This is a genomic window from Halonotius pteroides, assembly GCF_003605635.1.
GTDB classification, from domain to species: Archaea; Halobacteriota; Halobacteria; order Halobacteriales; family Haloferacaceae; genus Halonotius; species Halonotius pteroides.
This window is the reverse complement of sequence record NZ_QMDW01000002.1, coordinates 66,052-80,004: the sequence shown is the minus strand read 5'-3', so window position 1 is coordinate 80,004 and position 13,953 is coordinate 66,052. Positions and strand designations below refer to the sequence as shown.

The 13,953-nt window shown below is 56.4% G+C and carries 15 protein-coding genes; 9 read left to right on the top strand and 6 right to left on the bottom strand.

Going from position 1 to position 13,953, the window contains the following annotated elements; translation table 11 throughout:
* Positions 1 to 29 precede the first annotated feature (29 nt).
* The gene (locus DP106_RS01845; RefSeq protein WP_120082937.1) at positions 30 to 524 is read left to right on the top strand and encodes a DUF5813 family protein; all 495 of its coding nucleotides are present in this window, start codon (positions 30 to 32) and stop codon (positions 522 to 524) included.
* Between the two features lie 22 nt (positions 525 to 546).
* Here DP106_RS01845 and DP106_RS01840 read toward each other — a convergent pair whose 3' ends face one another.
* Both DP106_RS01840 and DP106_RS01835 read right to left on the bottom strand, forming a co-directional pair.
* On the bottom strand, positions 547 to 777 hold the full coding sequence (locus tag DP106_RS01840) for an Lrp/AsnC family transcriptional regulator (protein WP_120082934.1): 231 nt from the start codon (positions 775 to 777) through the stop codon (positions 547 to 549).
* Between the two features lie 2 nt (positions 778 to 779).
* Entirely contained in the window at positions 780 to 1,469 is a 690-nt protein-coding gene (locus DP106_RS01835) for a potassium channel family protein (RefSeq protein ID WP_120082931.1), read from the bottom strand.
* A gap of 116 nt (positions 1,470 to 1,585) precedes the next feature.
* Between DP106_RS01835 and DP106_RS01830 the strand changes: the two genes are divergently transcribed.
* Entirely contained in the window at positions 1,586 to 1,900 is a 315-nt protein-coding gene (locus tag DP106_RS01830; RefSeq protein ID WP_120082929.1) for a hypothetical protein, read from the top strand.
* Between the two features lie 26 nt (positions 1,901 to 1,926).
* Here the strand turns inward: DP106_RS01830 and tmk are convergent, their stop codons facing one another.
* On the bottom strand, positions 1,927 to 2,508 hold the full coding sequence (gene tmk / locus DP106_RS01825) for a dTMP kinase (protein ID WP_120082927.1): 582 nt from the start codon (positions 2,506 to 2,508) through the stop codon (positions 1,927 to 1,929).
* A 120-nt stretch (positions 2,509 to 2,628) separates the two neighbouring features.
* Between tmk and DP106_RS01820 the strand changes: the two genes are divergently transcribed.
* The 6 genes from DP106_RS01820 to DP106_RS01795 all read left to right on the top strand — a co-directional run bounded on the left by DP106_RS01820 (position 2,629) and on the right by DP106_RS01795 (position 9,723).
* Entirely contained in the window at positions 2,629 to 3,528 is a 900-nt protein-coding gene (locus DP106_RS01820; RefSeq protein WP_120082924.1) for a complex I NDUFA9 subunit family protein, read from the top strand.
* Between the two features lie 310 nt (positions 3,529 to 3,838).
* Positions 3,839 to 5,017, top strand: coding sequence for a tubulin/FtsZ family protein (locus DP106_RS01815; protein ID WP_120082921.1), 1,179 nt, complete (start codon positions 3,839 to 3,841; stop codon positions 5,015 to 5,017).
* A gap of 38 nt (positions 5,018 to 5,055) precedes the next feature.
* Positions 5,056 to 5,697 (top strand): 2-phospho-L-lactate guanylyltransferase, encoded by a 642-nt coding sequence (gene cofC / locus DP106_RS01810; protein ID WP_120082919.1) that lies wholly within the window; start codon positions 5,056 to 5,058, stop codon positions 5,695 to 5,697.
* Between the two features lie 55 nt (positions 5,698 to 5,752).
* On the top strand, positions 5,753 to 6,895 hold the full coding sequence (cofG, locus tag DP106_RS01805) for a 7,8-didemethyl-8-hydroxy-5-deazariboflavin synthase subunit CofG (protein WP_120082917.1): 1,143 nt from the start codon (positions 5,753 to 5,755) through the stop codon (positions 6,893 to 6,895).
* A 353-nt stretch (positions 6,896 to 7,248) separates the two neighbouring features.
* On the top strand, positions 7,249 to 8,103 hold the full coding sequence (locus tag DP106_RS01800) for a hypothetical protein (protein WP_120082915.1): 855 nt from the start codon (positions 7,249 to 7,251) through the stop codon (positions 8,101 to 8,103).
* An 846-nt stretch (positions 8,104 to 8,949) separates the two neighbouring features.
* Positions 8,950 to 9,723 (top strand): helix-turn-helix transcriptional regulator, encoded by a 774-nt coding sequence (locus DP106_RS01795; protein ID WP_120082913.1) that lies wholly within the window; start codon positions 8,950 to 8,952, stop codon positions 9,721 to 9,723.
* 34 nt (positions 9,724 to 9,757) lie between these two features.
* Here the strand turns inward: DP106_RS01795 and DP106_RS15475 are convergent, their stop codons facing one another.
* The 3 genes from DP106_RS15475 to cofH all read right to left on the bottom strand — a co-directional run bounded on the left by DP106_RS15475 (position 9,758) and on the right by cofH (position 12,761).
* Positions 9,758 to 10,117: a hypothetical protein gene (locus DP106_RS15475; protein ID WP_133305085.1), complete on the bottom strand. Its 360-nt coding sequence runs from the start codon at positions 10,115 to 10,117 to the stop codon at positions 9,758 to 9,760.
* Positions 10,118 to 10,163: 46 nt separating this feature from the next.
* Positions 10,164 to 11,096: a hypothetical protein gene (locus DP106_RS15470; protein WP_133305084.1), complete on the bottom strand. Its 933-nt coding sequence runs from the start codon at positions 11,094 to 11,096 to the stop codon at positions 10,164 to 10,166.
* A 276-nt stretch (positions 11,097 to 11,372) separates the two neighbouring features.
* Positions 11,373 to 12,761 (bottom strand): 7,8-didemethyl-8-hydroxy-5-deazariboflavin synthase subunit CofH, encoded by a 1,389-nt coding sequence (cofH, locus tag DP106_RS01790; protein WP_120082911.1) that lies wholly within the window; start codon positions 12,759 to 12,761, stop codon positions 11,373 to 11,375.
* Between the two features lie 132 nt (positions 12,762 to 12,893).
* Between cofH and DP106_RS01785 the strand changes: the two genes are divergently transcribed.
* Positions 12,894 to 13,952 (top strand): phosphoribosylaminoimidazolesuccinocarboxamide synthase, encoded by a 1,059-nt coding sequence (locus tag DP106_RS01785; protein ID WP_120082909.1) that lies wholly within the window; start codon positions 12,894 to 12,896, stop codon positions 13,950 to 13,952.
* The last annotated feature ends 1 nt before the right edge of the window (position 13,953 follow it).

The following is a 13,953-nucleotide window of genomic DNA, read 5'->3' as shown; positions in this document are numbered from 1 at the left end:
TTTTTTTCACGCGGCCCCTTCAGGACATCATGTCATCTCCGCCTGCTGGCCTTACCCGCGCTGTCGACGGCCACCGCGCGTTTGAATCGGACGCTGACGCCGAGACAACCTTCGTTTCGACGACTACCGCCTTCGATGGTGTTGTCGACGCTACACCAACCGATGACGGTGTCTCATTTTCGGTGACGGTGACCGTCCCGATGCTCAGCACGGTGACCGACGACGAGCTTGCATCGATCGTCGAAGACGGCTGGTATGAGACCTTCGAGCGGCGTGTCACCGATGTTGGGGCGATCTTTCGCACCGGCCGGGAACTCACCCCACAGGCCACCCATGACGACCGCGAGGCTGTCGTGACCGCGACGCTTACCGACACAAACATCAAGCGCGGCGTCGACGACGCGGCCGCGTTCATCGATTTTGTTGAGGGAACCTACGTCCAAGGAGTCATCCCCGGCTACACCTACACCGATCCGGTTGCGGGGCTGCTCGAACAGGCTCGGGCAGCCGGCGGCAGCAGCTGAACACCTCGGTTGCGTGGGCCTCTCAGGTCATCGCGATGTAGGTTTGTGTGTCTTCGATCCCATCGATCGAGCCGATCCCGGTGGCGACGACATCCCTCACCGTCGCCGGCGAGTCGACCGATAGCGTGGCGATAAAATCCACATCGCCGGCGACGACATCGGCGCGCTCGATGCCGTCGAACCCTTTGATTGCTGATTTAACGCGGTCAACCTCGCTTGTGTTCGCCTTGATGAGCACGTAGGCGGTGACCATCGTTAGCCACCCCCCGTGGCGACCGCTGTCGCGGGCTTCTCGCCGACAAGGAGCTGCCGTACCGCCGCCAACTCAGAGAAATCCGCTAATACGGCCAGCGAGTCGCCCGCCTCGATCGAGTTGTCGGGCAGCGGGATCCCCATCGGCTCCTCGTCTTTGCCAAAGGCAAGGATCCGGGATTCCGATGGCAGGGCCACCTCACTGAGCGTGTAGCCGCGGATCGGTGATTCCTCGGTGATCGTGATTCGGAGGATCTGAAGATTCTGGGCGACATCAGCGATGGCGGTCAGCGACCCCCCAAGCAGGGCGTTTTTCGCGCCGATCGCGCCGAGTCGCTCGGGGTAGACGACCTCGTCGACCTCGTCGGCGTACTGCTGGTAGATGCCCTCGCGGTAGTCCTCGTCGATCCGCATGACCGTTCGGCAGCCGTGATGTTTCCCGATCAGACAGGCCGCAAAGTTGACGTTGAGATCGCCGGTCAGCGCGCCGACCGCGTCGGCGTCGTCGACACCGGCCGATTCGAGTACGGACTCCCGAGAGCCGTCGCCCTCGATCACGTCGAAGCCGGCCTCGCGGCCACGTTCGGCGATCGCCGGATCAGCCTCGATGACCGTTACATCATGGCCTTCCTCCCGAAGCACGCGGGCGGTTCGAAGGCCAACACGGCCGACCCCAATGATAACAGATTGCATGTGGCAGCCTAACACACTCGGCCCGCATAACTGTACCCCTGATTGCGATACCGTGATAGTGCGGCACCGACACAGCCAGTCGACACCGCAAAGAGTCATCACCACGTAGTTGAGGTATGCTCGCAGTTATCGACTACGGCGTGTTTCTGGGGCTGGTGGGTGCTCATACGATTCTTGCGGCGATCATGACGCGGTTTTTTCGCCTTCGACTGGACACCCAGGCTGGCTGGGTCGGCTACTCGCTTGGGCTGTCGCCGATCCTGCTGTTTATTTCGACACTGGGGGTGACCGGCGGGCTTGGTCTGGGCCCGAACCTTGGCTCGCCGCTGGTCGTTTTCGCCGTTCTAATCGGGTTGCCGGTCGCCCTCGGGATGACGATCGACCTGCTCTACGTCGCCCAACCGGAGGACGTTGAACTCCCACAGCGGTAGGAAGCTGGGTTGCGGCTCCGCTACGGCTACAGGACTGCGTCGAGCTGCTCACGTACGTCTGTCAAAACCTGTTTCGGTGGTTGGCTGGCGTCGACCTGCACAAATCGCCCGGGGGTGGCGTCGATCAACCGCTGGTAGTTTTGTTGTACTCGCTTCAGATACGCCGATTGCTCGAACTTGTTGGTCTTCCCGCTGCGCTCGGCGGCGGTTTCGGGGTCGATATCGAGATAGATCGTCAGATCCGGACTGCGTGTAAACGGTTCGTGAATCGATTGGACGTAGGCGACGGGGTCGTCGATCGTGCTGTCAGCCAGCGTCGCTCCCTGATAGGCGTATCGGGAGTCGCTGTAGCGATCCGAGATGACGAGATCGCCATCGGCGAGGGCCGGTCGGATGACCCGGGAGAGATGGTCGGCGTGGTCGGCGGTGTACAGAAACAGCTCCGCCAGCGGATCGGCGTCGTCGGCGCTGATCGATCGGGAAACCGCGTCGCCGTACCACGACTCGGTTGGCTCACGGGTAAAGACAGCCTCAGGGTACGTCTCTTTGAGCGACTCCCAGACGGTCGTCTTGCCGCTGCCGTCGAGGCCCTCTAAGCTTACGAGCATACAGGCCACTCCGCCCGGTGGCGTATCAAGCGTTCGCTCCGCGGCGCGGTTGGGGTGTTTGCTGTCTCGACCATCGCAGCCACACGCTACTTTTAGGTCGGTTCGGTGATAAGACGCGATATGCACATCCTAGTCGCCGGCGGGAACGGGTTCATCGGCAGCCACCTTGTCCCTGAACTGCTTGCTGATGGCCACGAGGTAACCGTACTGGCACGTACTCCCGACAGCGACGCGATGCCGGATGGTGTCGAAACCGTCAGCGGGGACATCACCGCCTACGATTCTATCGAGTCGGCTGTCGCTGGCCACGATGCCGTGGTCAATCTTGTCGCGTTGTCGCCGCTATTCAAGCCAACAGGCGGCGACAAAATGCACGACGAGGTTCATCGCCACGGCACGGAAAACCTCGTGCGGGCCGCCGAAGCCGGCGACGTCGGTCGCTTCCTCCAGTTGAGCGCGCTTGGGGCCGACCCCGACGGCGCAACCGCCTACATTCGCGCGAAAGGACAAGCTGAGGAACATGTCACCGACTCCGCTCTCGACTGGACGATTATCCGCCCGTCGGTTGTCTTCGGTGAAGGCGGCGAGTTCGTCTCCTTCACGAAGAAGCTCAAGGGGATGTTCGCCCCTGGTGTGCCGGTCTACCCGCTGCCTGGCGGCGGCACGACTCGATTCCAGCCGATCTACGTCAACGACCTTGTCGAGATGCTGGCCGAGACACTTACCGACGATGCACACGTGCGTGAGACCTACGAACTCGGCGGCCCCGAGAATCTCACACTCCGTGAAATCACGAATATGGTCTACGATGCTGCGGGCAAATCCATCACGATCGTCTCGGTGCCGATGGCGCTTGCCGGGGTCGGTCTCTCGGTCGGTGGCAAGATCCCCGGGTTCCCGATGGGGGCCGATCAGTACCGGTCGCTGCGGTTTGATAACACGACCGCCGACAACGACATCGACGCCTTTGGAGCCGCCGAGGCGTCGCTGACGACACTCGGCTCGTATCTTGCTGGCTGACAACCTGTGGGCTCTTTCGACACTCGGCGATCAGCGGTGGCAAACATATTAAAATTCCAATAGTTATGTGACACGCTTTCACACCTCTGGATACTGAAACGATACTGACTGCTCCGAGGGTGTGGCGGCCATCAGTTCGAATCGCTGATCTCGAGTGCTGCTGTGTTTTTGTTGCCGAATCTGGCAACGTTGTGAGCTCACATAGCACATGTCGGCATCGAAGCCGACCGAATCATGACAGTCTCGAAAGACACAACCTTTATTGCGCTGATGGCACTGTTTTTCTGCCAATGGAGAGGGAAGGTACCACATGAAACTCGCGATGATCGGCTTCGGACAGGCCGGTGGTAAGATCGTTGACAGGTTCCTCCAGTACGACGCGGAAACGAACTCCAACATCGTCCGCGCGGCGGTCGCGGTCAACTCCGCGAAGGCGGATCTGATGGGGCTGGAACGGATCCCCGAGGAGCAACGTATCTTGATCGGTCAGTCGCGGGTCAAGGGCCACGGTGTCGGCGCGGACAACGAGCTCGGCGCGGAGATCGCCGAGGAGGATATCGACGAGATCCAGTCGGCCATCGATAGCATTCCGGTACACGAGGTTGACGCCTTTCTCGTTGTCGCCGGCCTCGGTGGCGGCACCGGCTCCGGTGGCGCGCCGGTCATCGCCAAACACCTCAAACGGATCTACACCGAGCCGGTCTATGGGCTCGGTGTGCTGCCGGGCAGCGACGAGGGTGGAATCTACACGCTCAACGCGGCTCGGTCGTTCCAGACGTTCGTCCGTGAGGTCGACAACCTGCTGGTCTTCGACAACGACGCCTGGCGGAAAACCGGCGAATCCGTTCAGGGCGGCTACGCGGAGATCAACAGCGAGATCGTCCGGCGGTTCGGGGTGCTCTTCGGGGCCGGTGAGGTCGGCGAGGGCGACGAGGTCGCCGAAAGTGTCGTCGACTCCTCGGAGATCATCAATACGCTCTCCGGGGGCGGCGTTTCGACGATCGGCTTTGCCGAAGAAGAGGTTGAGGTTTCCTCGTCCGGCGGGCTGCTCTCACGGTTTACCGGCGACGATAGCACCGACGAGCTTGACACTGCCAACACGACAAATCGGATCACGAGCCTCGTACGGAAAGCCGCACTCGGGCGGCTGACGCTGCCGTGTGAGATCGATGGGGCCGAACGCGCGCTGGTCGTGCTTGCGGGCCCACCGAACTACCTCAACCGCAAAGGGATCGAGCGCGGCCGGAAATGGCTCGAAGAGCAGACCGGTAGTATGGAGGTTCGCGGTGGCGACTACCCGACGAAAGCCACCGGCCGGGTCTCCAGTGTTGTCCTGCTGTCCGGCGTGACGAACGTCCCCCGGATCAAGGAACTCCAGCAGGTCGCGATCGAGGCCCAGGACAACATCGACGAGATCCAACAGGAAAGCGACGATAACCTCGAAGACCTCGTCAACGACGACAGCGACGAGCTCGAATCGCTGTTCTGAGTCGTCGTCTGGCTCCGTTTTTACTCTCCCTCTCAGCCATGCGTACCCTTGTTCCGTTTGCGGCCGTTAACCCAAAAACCCGGCTTGACAGCGTGCTCACCGGCGACGAGCGCGCCGCGTTTGCGCGAGCGATGCTGCGATCCGTGTGTGCGACGCTCCAGCAGGCCGGCTCTGAGCCGACCGTTCTCTCGACGGCCGCACTTGCGGCGACCGCGCTGCCAGCGGACACCTCAGTCGTCGTCGACGATCGCCCGCTGACCACCGCGGTCAACGACCAACTGACCACCGACACGCCGACCCTGATCATGATGGCTGATCTCCCACTGGCAACGCCGGAGAGCATCCGCCGACTCATCGCCGCCAGCGACGACGCCGGCACCGATGCCGATATCGCCATCGCGCCGGGGCTCGGCGGCGGAACGAACGCGCTTGTGGTTCGGGCACCGGCGTTTCGGGTCGATTATCACGGCGCGTCGTATCTCGATCACCGTGCGGCTGCCGCCGATCTTGGCGCAACCGTCGAAACTGTTGACTCCCGCCGGTTGGCGACCGATATCGACGAGCCGAGCGATCTCGCTGAGGTGTTGATCCACGGTGACGGCCCGGCTCGGGAATGGCTCATCGACGCTGGCTTCGACCTCGACCGGAGCGACGGCCGGGTCGGAGTTCGGCGACGATAGGGGCGATCACCCCCGGAGCCGAGCAGTTTTTGCGCCTTCGGGGCCGCGGTTTGGTATGTTCCCGGCGGCCGACGAGTATGGTATCACCATCGACATTGCGGAGTCGGCCGTCGAGTCGGTGCTCGCCGTTGAGCCGAGTGATGTTTCGCCGCCGGCCGAACTCACCTTCTCGCGAAATGTCTTTGTCCCGTTGACGACCGCCTGCCGATACACCTGTAGCTACTGCACGTACTACGATGTCCCCGGCGAAGCAACGTTGATGTCGCCGGAGGCGATCCGCGATGTTATCGAAACCGGTGTCGACGCCGGCTGTACGGAGGCCCTGTTTACCTTCGGCGACAAACCTGACGATCGCTACACCGAAATCCACCGCCAACTCGACGAGTGGGGCTACGATTCGATTATCGACTACCTGTATGCGGCCTGCGAGATCGCTCTTGCGGAGGGTCTGCTGCCACACTCGAATCCCGGCGACATCACCGAATCGGAGTTCCACCGTTTACGCGAGGTCAACAGCTCGATGGGCGTGATGTTGGAGACGACCGCCGATGTCGACGCCCACAGCGGCGGCCGCCGGAAGACGCCCGGCCAGCGGCTCAACACGATCCGGGCGGCGGGCCGCGAGGGTGTGCCGTTCACCACTGGCCTGCTCGTCGGCATCGGCGAAACGTGGCGCGACCGCGCCGAAAGCCTGCTGGCGATCCGCGAGCTTCACGAGCGATACGGCCACATCCAGGAGGTGATCATCCAAAACGTCGTCCCCAACGAGCGATCGGATTTCGACCAGCCCTCCGTCGCAACGATGCGGCGGGCGGTGGCGATAGCGCGGGCCGCGCTGCCGGCCGAGATCTCGGTGCAGGTGCCACCGAATCTCTCGCCGACCGGCAAGCTGATCGACTGCGGCGTCGACGATCTCGGCGGCGTCTCGCCGGTTACAGACGATTACATCAATCCCGACTACGCCTGGCCCGCACTGGAGGAGCTCAACGCGATCGCCGACGACGCGGGGCTGCCGCTGTACGAGCGGCTGCCGGTGTATGATCGATATTTACCGGAAAGGATTCGCCGCAACGACGTTGCACCCCCAGCCGACCCCGTTGACACCGATGCGTGGCTCCCGGCGCGGATTCGGGCAGCAATGGCCGACGAAACGGCCACGGGCGAGCGGTACCGCGCGGTCACACGGCGGGAGAAGTAACTAATCCCATAGTCTTGAGAGATATACCAACTTCCAAATAAGATTGATAGATCGTAATAGAAATTCTGCTGCCGAATCGTATGCTGGTCAATAATAGACGAAGAGCCGCTACAAGTTTTCTTTCTATTATGAGAGCCCATTTTGAACATCATCGTCGCGCTTGGGAATGTATTCATACGCAAACAATCGGCTGGGTACTGTGGTTCTTATGCTGTTTTATTGTGTTCGGTAAGTGCTATCTCAATTACTGGGTAGCGGTAGTTGCTTCTCGTAAGGATACGATTAATTCGGTATTTTCCGAACCAGTAGCATGAATATAAATGTATTATAATATGAATATGTGGTAACAAACCATGGATGAAATCATTCGGAGAAAATTGATAAAATGTATCGGGGGTTCAGCGTTTGCAGGCACAGCTTTCAGTGGAGTAGCCTCTGCAAGTGAGTCTGATAACTTTGATGATGGACTTGGTCTCAAGCGAACCAAACAGGATGCATCCATCCGAGACCAGCAAACCGGTAAGGTCTGGTCTGCTGAACCTGTTAAGCAGATGCGGTCGTTCCTCAAAAAAGAATACAATATTACCGTCACACCCAGTGATCTTGATGCGTATATAATTGAGTCTTCAGAGGGTAATGCGAGTTTCCGTCTATTTCGGACACCTTTTGAAGAAGAGAAGGACATCAAAGCGGATGTCGTCATCCGTGATCTTGAGGATGGTACGCATGTTTCCGCGACTATCGGAACGAATGTGTACAAAAGTAGCCCATCGATTACTAATAATGGGGATAATCAGAGTCGTTCATCGGAACTTGAAGAGTATGGTATTATTACAGGCCAAGAATGGTCTGATAACTTAGACATAAATTCTGATAGCAATTCTATCACAACTCAAAATAATTGTGATTTCACATGGGATTACCCTCTCGGCCTTGACGATACGCCACCAAACTGGGTTTGTGAGGCTGTTTTCTACTTAGGTGGCCTCGCGCTGGCCGTCTATCCCGAGCCAACGACCTCTGGATTGGGAATAGCTATTATTACAATTACTGCCGGAAGCGGTGGTTGTTCTGTCGCATATACTATTGAAGACGAAACCGAAGTAAATCTTGGTGCTACTATCATTGTGTGCCTAGAAACTTCCTGTGAGGTTGATGGATTTGGTGTGAACTGCGACTTTGATTTCCAAGCTTACTTGGAACCATAATTGGTTCTAATTTTGGAGTTAAACAAAATTTTCTACATTACTAATCAAACTCACAACATAAATCTGAAATTTATGATGAAGAAAAAACACATTCCAAGAATCATAATCGTACTAGGACTGATCATTCACTCAACTGCTTCGTATTTGCTTCCTTGGATTGGATATCCTAGATTAATTAACCTAAATATAGTGAGTGTCATTGGTATAACAACAACGTTAATTGGGGTTGCGTTATTATTTTATTATAATTAGAAATCAGACATATTATTCTATTAGTAAAGAAAGAAATCAAATAATATCTCTCAAATTTGCATGTTAACGTATTAATGTTGAATAAATAAAGACAGCAGAAGCAGTCTACAGGGAATTCTGGAATATAGTTAGATGAATAAGTTAGTTCGCTGGCGTTGAAAAGTAGATATTCAAGCCATATATTCTTCAGTGATGAAAGATGGCGTATGATTGGTTTTCCGTAGTTGGACAGCAGGTCTCTCGTTCGAAAACAGCAGCCTAAATTGCTCTACTCCGATATTTTTTGTTTGATAAGGTACATAAATCTGTTTTATTTTTATATCATAATATATAAGTGTAATCATACTCTCTAAATTGGTGTTCGTCTAATCTAAACTCCATATAGGCAATACTATTTTACATTCGATCAGATATGAGATCTGGCAAATAAAGTATGACCCTTCGCTGTCTGGCGATTAGCAACCTGCTATCCAATCACGGTTCTCCAATCTTTGGCAGTATCTTAATTATTATCCTTGATTATAGTATGTAATGCGCTCAATATTCAAAAATTAAGCAAATATTAAGTTAGATAACATTCATTTATCCCATGTCATGCCCCGCTCTGCATCACTCGATCTCGCGGATGTCCTCCTGAAACGATGCGAGTGTCTCCGTGCACTCAGCAACCAACCCCAAGCGAAGCGAGAACTCGTCGAATCACTAGACATTCCACGTTCGACACTTGATGATATCGTCCGCGACCTCGAACATGCTGATCTTGTCGAATATCTTGACGGTGAGTGGCAGCCCACTCCTCTCGGCCAATGTACATTTAACCACCACACTCGTTACAAGGAGGGGTTAGAGAGCCTTACCGATGCTGCTCCGGTAATCAACGAATTACCTCGAACGACACCCGTCGACCGTCACTTCCTCATCGATGCAGAGGTTCATATCGCAACTGCTCCGGTTCCCGATGATGTCATACAGATCTTACTTAATGCCGTCGAATCCGCAACCCATATCCGAGGCATAACTGCGCTTGCTATGTCTGGCTACGCGGATTCGTTCTATCGTCATGCCACGGCAGGTAGCGACGCCCAATTAGAACTCGTTCTTCAGCCAGAGATATTTGAACGGCTCCGCACAATCAATCCCAATCAAACAGATAATGTACTATCAGATGAAAACACAACATTGTATCATGGTGATGTCCCGGTGAGCTTCTCGTTGTGGATCTCAGACGAGAATCATGCAGGGATCATCGTGCACACCGATCAAAGCGTCAAAGGCATCATCATCAACGATACCGACGATGCACTCGACTGGGCAACTGACCAATATAACCGTGTCCGAGAAGACGCAGAGCTTATTTCCAAGCTGTGAGCGATCAAAAATCCGACGAATCGAGACGAACTGTTCAGGAACGGCCAATCGAGGTTGCTTCCGGAGAGAGTATGTATCCGGCAGCCACCGTGAGAACAATTATTATTACCGTTCCGGCCCAGAACTGGGGGTGGTCGACCGGGAATCCACCGGCAAGCTGCGAGAATACGAGTAGTGAGAGTAGTCCGCCAACACAAGCTAATGCAAAGGTATAGCTCAGTTCGAACGAGATCGTTTTTATTCTTTTTGATGGGCTCACATACGTGAGGACAACGAAGAGGCCAACCGCAATCACCAGTCCGTAGACTGTGCCAACAATAATACTGGCTGTAATAAATGAGGCACCTACAAGTCCGAGGAACAGGGATGCAAGTGCTCTATCTCTTGTTTTCATATTTGGCTCTTTTATTGGGAAATATACTAAAATATGCGTCGTATTACTACCCGAGCCACGACAATGACAAGTTAAACCATTGGAAGAATCCGTCAAAATTCCATCGACCAGTCCAAGCATTTGACTGGGCAGATCCTGTTCCTATGACAACCGCAGAAGTTCGAACTCTAGGGACAAGGAGGTAACTATGGTCCGCTGTTAAATCAGCTTCTCCACTAATTCGATATGCTTCGTCACGCGTTTGCCCTGGAATCGGGACAATGAGTGAGCCTTGATTCCAAATACGTAATCGGAGAACTTCCTCCTCATCCGTCAAATCAATCAAATGAATGTTGAATTCGATCTCTGAGGCTGCAGTCCCACTTGCAACTAATTCACCGGCGTACTGCCCCCGGCTACTAACCTCAAAGCGGCCAGAATCTTTGACATCGAACCGAAGTCCAGTTTCTGCCCATGCCCACGGATTATCTGCGCCAATGTAATTGATGTATGCACCTGCAAACGCCTTGTTGACGACACCAGATGTTTTGGTATCATACTCTGCAAATGCGGGTGGAATATCAAATTTGTAATCGCCTGCTTCCCAATTTGCCGATTGTGTGGCGTACGATTCGTTCTTTCCGATTGACGGGATAGATCCAATCACGTCTTGGGTCGACACTCCTGAAAGCTTCTCTTTATGAGTCTTATCCACCGAAGCATCTGTCTCTTTTTTGTTTTTTCTTAGTTCTTTACGTAGTTTTTTGACATTTTCTTCATCTAATTCTTCGGCTGCCGTAGGAGATTTATTTCCTGTAATACCATTTTCTGCACCGACTGATTGTGTAAATCCAAGTGTGCCTAATAGCCCAGCTACCCCAGACTTCTGTAGGGCACCGCGTCGCGTCACAGATATTGATTTTTGCCTTTCCTTTTCACTCGACCCATCCGGTTCAAGATGGCTATCTTCTTTCGAAGTACTATCGTTGTTCTCTGTCATAACATTTCACCACATATCGTGCTTACTACCTATTATATTCACTCTACTGACTCAGAAAATTACAAAAAGTTCGCTCTCATACGAGATGTAACTACCCCCTGCCAGACTTTCGGTTTCTACCCAATTCTAATTTTTGCTGAATAGTAATCATAGGCTGGAATAAAGTAAAATCTCTTTCAGAACACGCCTCTCAACCGGTTATATACTCTTCGTATTCTATCTGCTCTCAAGATCACCTCTATTCAACAGAGCAGCTTCTACCACATCTGAGACTTATCAGTCGTCGGCAACCAGCGTCTCCTCGGCCGGTTCGACCATCGGCGTTCCGTCGGCTCGCGGTCCGAGCGTTGGGCCGTAGTCGCCGTCGTCGTCGACGCTGATCGGTCGTTTCGTCCGGTAATCGGTCGAGCGCTCGACGGGTCGGCGGCCGATGGCAGCAATCAGCTCGACGTAGTCGCCGACGCTCCGGAACTCGCCGTAGCTCCCGCCGGCGCGTTTGGTGATCTCTTCTGACAGTATCGTCCCCATGAAGTCGTTGGCACCGCAGTTCAGCAGCTTGAGCCCCTTTGCGTCGCCGTATTTGACCCACGAGCTTTGGATGTTGTCGATGTTATCGAAAAAGAGCCGCGAGACCGCGATCATCAGTTCGTCTTCGGCGTCGCTCGCGCCGCCGTCGACGACGCCGTGTTCGTAGAGTGGCGTGTTCTGGTGGACAAAGGAGAGGGGAACGAACTCCCGGATGCCGCCCGTTCGATCCTGGAGGTCGCGGACGCGCTTGAGGTGCATCGCCCGATGGCGTTCGTTCTCGACATGCCCATACATGATCGTCGCCGTCGTATCGAGACCGGCGGCCATCGCGCCCGCCATCGCCTCGATCCACTCGTCGCTGCTGATCTTCCCCGGACAGATCACGTCCCGCACCTCCTCGACGAGGATCTCGGCGGCGGTGCCGGGTGCGGAATCGAGACCGGCGTCGCGCAATCGGCGGTAGACAGTTTCGTACTCCCAGTCGGTGCCACGGCGGGCGTGGTAGGCCTCCTCCGGGGTGATCGAGTGGACGTGCACCCCGTCGACCGACATCGCATTGATCTGTTCGGTGTAGGTTCCCGGGTCGGTCTCGTAGACAGCCGGCGGCTTGTAGTTGACCGCGCGGGCGGGCTCGTCGAAGCCGGCGAGGATCTCGTGGTGCTCGTCGTCGAGCGCGAAGGCGGGATGGAGCCCCGAGACCGAACAGACCTCCGAGATGCCGAGATCGAGGGCGTCGTCGACGATCCGGCGGGAGTCGGCGGGCGTCTTCGTGAAGCCGGCGTGGTCGGCGTCGTGGTCGGCTTCGAACTGGTGGGCAGTATCCTTAAAATTGCAGAACAGACAGCCGACGTTGCAGGCGGTGGTGACGTTGTTGTTGAGGTTGGCAACGAAGGTCACGTCGTCGCCGACCTCTTCGGCGCGGCGGCGGTCGGCGAGTTCGAGGACGGCTTCCTTGCGCTCGTGGTCGATGCCGTCACGCTCGGTACCGGTCGTCAGGAGTTCGACGGCGTCGTCAACGGTCAGCCGGTCGCCGTCGCGGGCTTTGGCAAGGGCGTTCTCGAAGGCCTGGTCGCTCTCAACGGTGTGCTGAAAGCTGATGGCGTCGGCGTCGAGGTCGGCGGCCGACCGGCCAGTCATGCTAGGAAGGTTGGCTGTCCCGAGTAAAAAGCGGTCGGTCGCGGCGGGGCCCACCGGCACCGAAACCCCTTGGCCACAGCAACGACACGGCAAACTGAAAGCTTGATAGGCGTGGCCGCCGCCGGTTGGAGCATGACCAGCGTCAAGGAGTTTCGGGTCGACCGCGAGCCCACCGACAGCGACCTCGGCGCGGGCCGGTTCGTCTTCACCGACGCCTACTCCGTCTTTGATTGGGGACAGATGCCCGATGCGATCCCAGAGAAGGGAGCTAGCCTTTGTACGATGGGGGCGTTCAATTTCGAACGCTTAGCGGCCACCGGCATCCCAACCCACTACGAGGGTGTTGTCACCGACGACAGCGAGGTCGTTGAACTCGCTGCCTGTGAACAGCCACCGACGGAGATGGCGATCCAGCTGACGCAGGTGCCCGACCTACCGTATCGCGGCGACGACGCCGATTTCGACAGCGACACTGCCGACACCGACGCCTACGATTATGACGCCTACCACGACGCGGCCGGCGAGAACTTTCTGATTCCCCTTGAAATCGTCTTTCGGAACACGGTACCGGTCGGCTCCAGCCTCCGATCGCGTGGCGAGCCCGCCGACTACGGGCTCGATGTCGACGCATGGCCCGATGTGAGCGTCGAACTGCCCGAGCCGGTTGTTGAGTTCTCCACGAAGTACGAGGAACAAGATCGGTATCTGAGCCGCGACGAGGCCGAAACAATCGCCGGTGCGGCTGCCCTCGACGAGCTCGAATCTGTCGCGCTGTCGGTTAACGAGCTATTGAACGAGCAGGCCGCAGCCGCGGGGTTCACCCACGAGGACGGCAAGATCGAGTGTCTCTTCTATGATGGTGAGATCCGTGTCGCCGACGTGGTCGGCACCTTCGACGAAAATCGGTTTTCGGCTGAGGGCCACCAACTTTCAAAGGAAGTGATCCGGCAGTACTACAAACGCGAACAGCCGGACTGGGTTGAGGCTGTCGGGGCGGCGAAAGCAAACGTTGCCGACGCCGATGGTGCGGACTGGCGACCGCTCTGTGAGATCGATCCGATCTCGCTGCCCGACGCGGTGCTGACAGCGGTTGCCGACATGTACACCGCGGGTGCCAACGCCTACACCGGCACCGAGTGGTTTAACGCCCCATCGTTGGACGACGCAGTTGACGCGATACATGAGCTGTAGC

Excerpts from the sequence above, each read along its gene's own strand:
- DP106_RS01845 (WP_120082937.1), top strand. The coding sequence starts at position 30 with ATGTCATCTCCGCCTGCTGGCCTTACCCGCGCTGTCGACGGCCACCGC.
- DP106_RS01840 (WP_120082934.1), bottom strand. The coding sequence starts at position 777 with ATGGTCACCGCCTACGTGCTCATCAAGGCGAACACAAGCGAGGTTGAC.
- DP106_RS01835 (WP_120082931.1), bottom strand. The coding sequence starts at position 1,469 with ATGCAATCTGTTATCATTGGGGTCGGCCGTGTTGGCCTTCGAACCGCC.
- DP106_RS01830 (WP_120082929.1), top strand. The coding sequence starts at position 1,586 with ATGCTCGCAGTTATCGACTACGGCGTGTTTCTGGGGCTGGTGGGTGCT.
- tmk (WP_120082927.1), bottom strand. The coding sequence starts at position 2,508 with ATGCTCGTAAGCTTAGAGGGCCTCGACGGCAGCGGCAAGACGACCGTC.
- DP106_RS01820 (WP_120082924.1), top strand. The coding sequence starts at position 2,629 with ATGCACATCCTAGTCGCCGGCGGGAACGGGTTCATCGGCAGCCACCTT.
- DP106_RS01815 (WP_120082921.1), top strand. The coding sequence starts at position 3,839 with ATGAAACTCGCGATGATCGGCTTCGGACAGGCCGGTGGTAAGATCGTT.
- cofC (WP_120082919.1), top strand. The coding sequence starts at position 5,056 with ATGCGTACCCTTGTTCCGTTTGCGGCCGTTAACCCAAAAACCCGGCTT.
- cofG (WP_120082917.1), top strand. The coding sequence starts at position 5,753 with ATGTTCCCGGCGGCCGACGAGTATGGTATCACCATCGACATTGCGGAG.
- DP106_RS01800 (WP_120082915.1), top strand. The coding sequence starts at position 7,249 with ATGGATGAAATCATTCGGAGAAAATTGATAAAATGTATCGGGGGTTCA.
- DP106_RS01795 (WP_120082913.1), top strand. The coding sequence starts at position 8,950 with ATGCCCCGCTCTGCATCACTCGATCTCGCGGATGTCCTCCTGAAACGA.
- DP106_RS15475 (WP_133305085.1), bottom strand. The coding sequence starts at position 10,117 with ATGAAAACAAGAGATAGAGCACTTGCATCCCTGTTCCTCGGACTTGTA.
- DP106_RS15470 (WP_133305084.1), bottom strand. The coding sequence starts at position 11,096 with ATGACAGAGAACAACGATAGTACTTCGAAAGAAGATAGCCATCTTGAA.
- cofH (WP_120082911.1), bottom strand. The coding sequence starts at position 12,761 with ATGACTGGCCGGTCGGCCGCCGACCTCGACGCCGACGCCATCAGCTTT.
- DP106_RS01785 (WP_120082909.1), top strand. The coding sequence starts at position 12,894 with ATGACCAGCGTCAAGGAGTTTCGGGTCGACCGCGAGCCCACCGACAGC.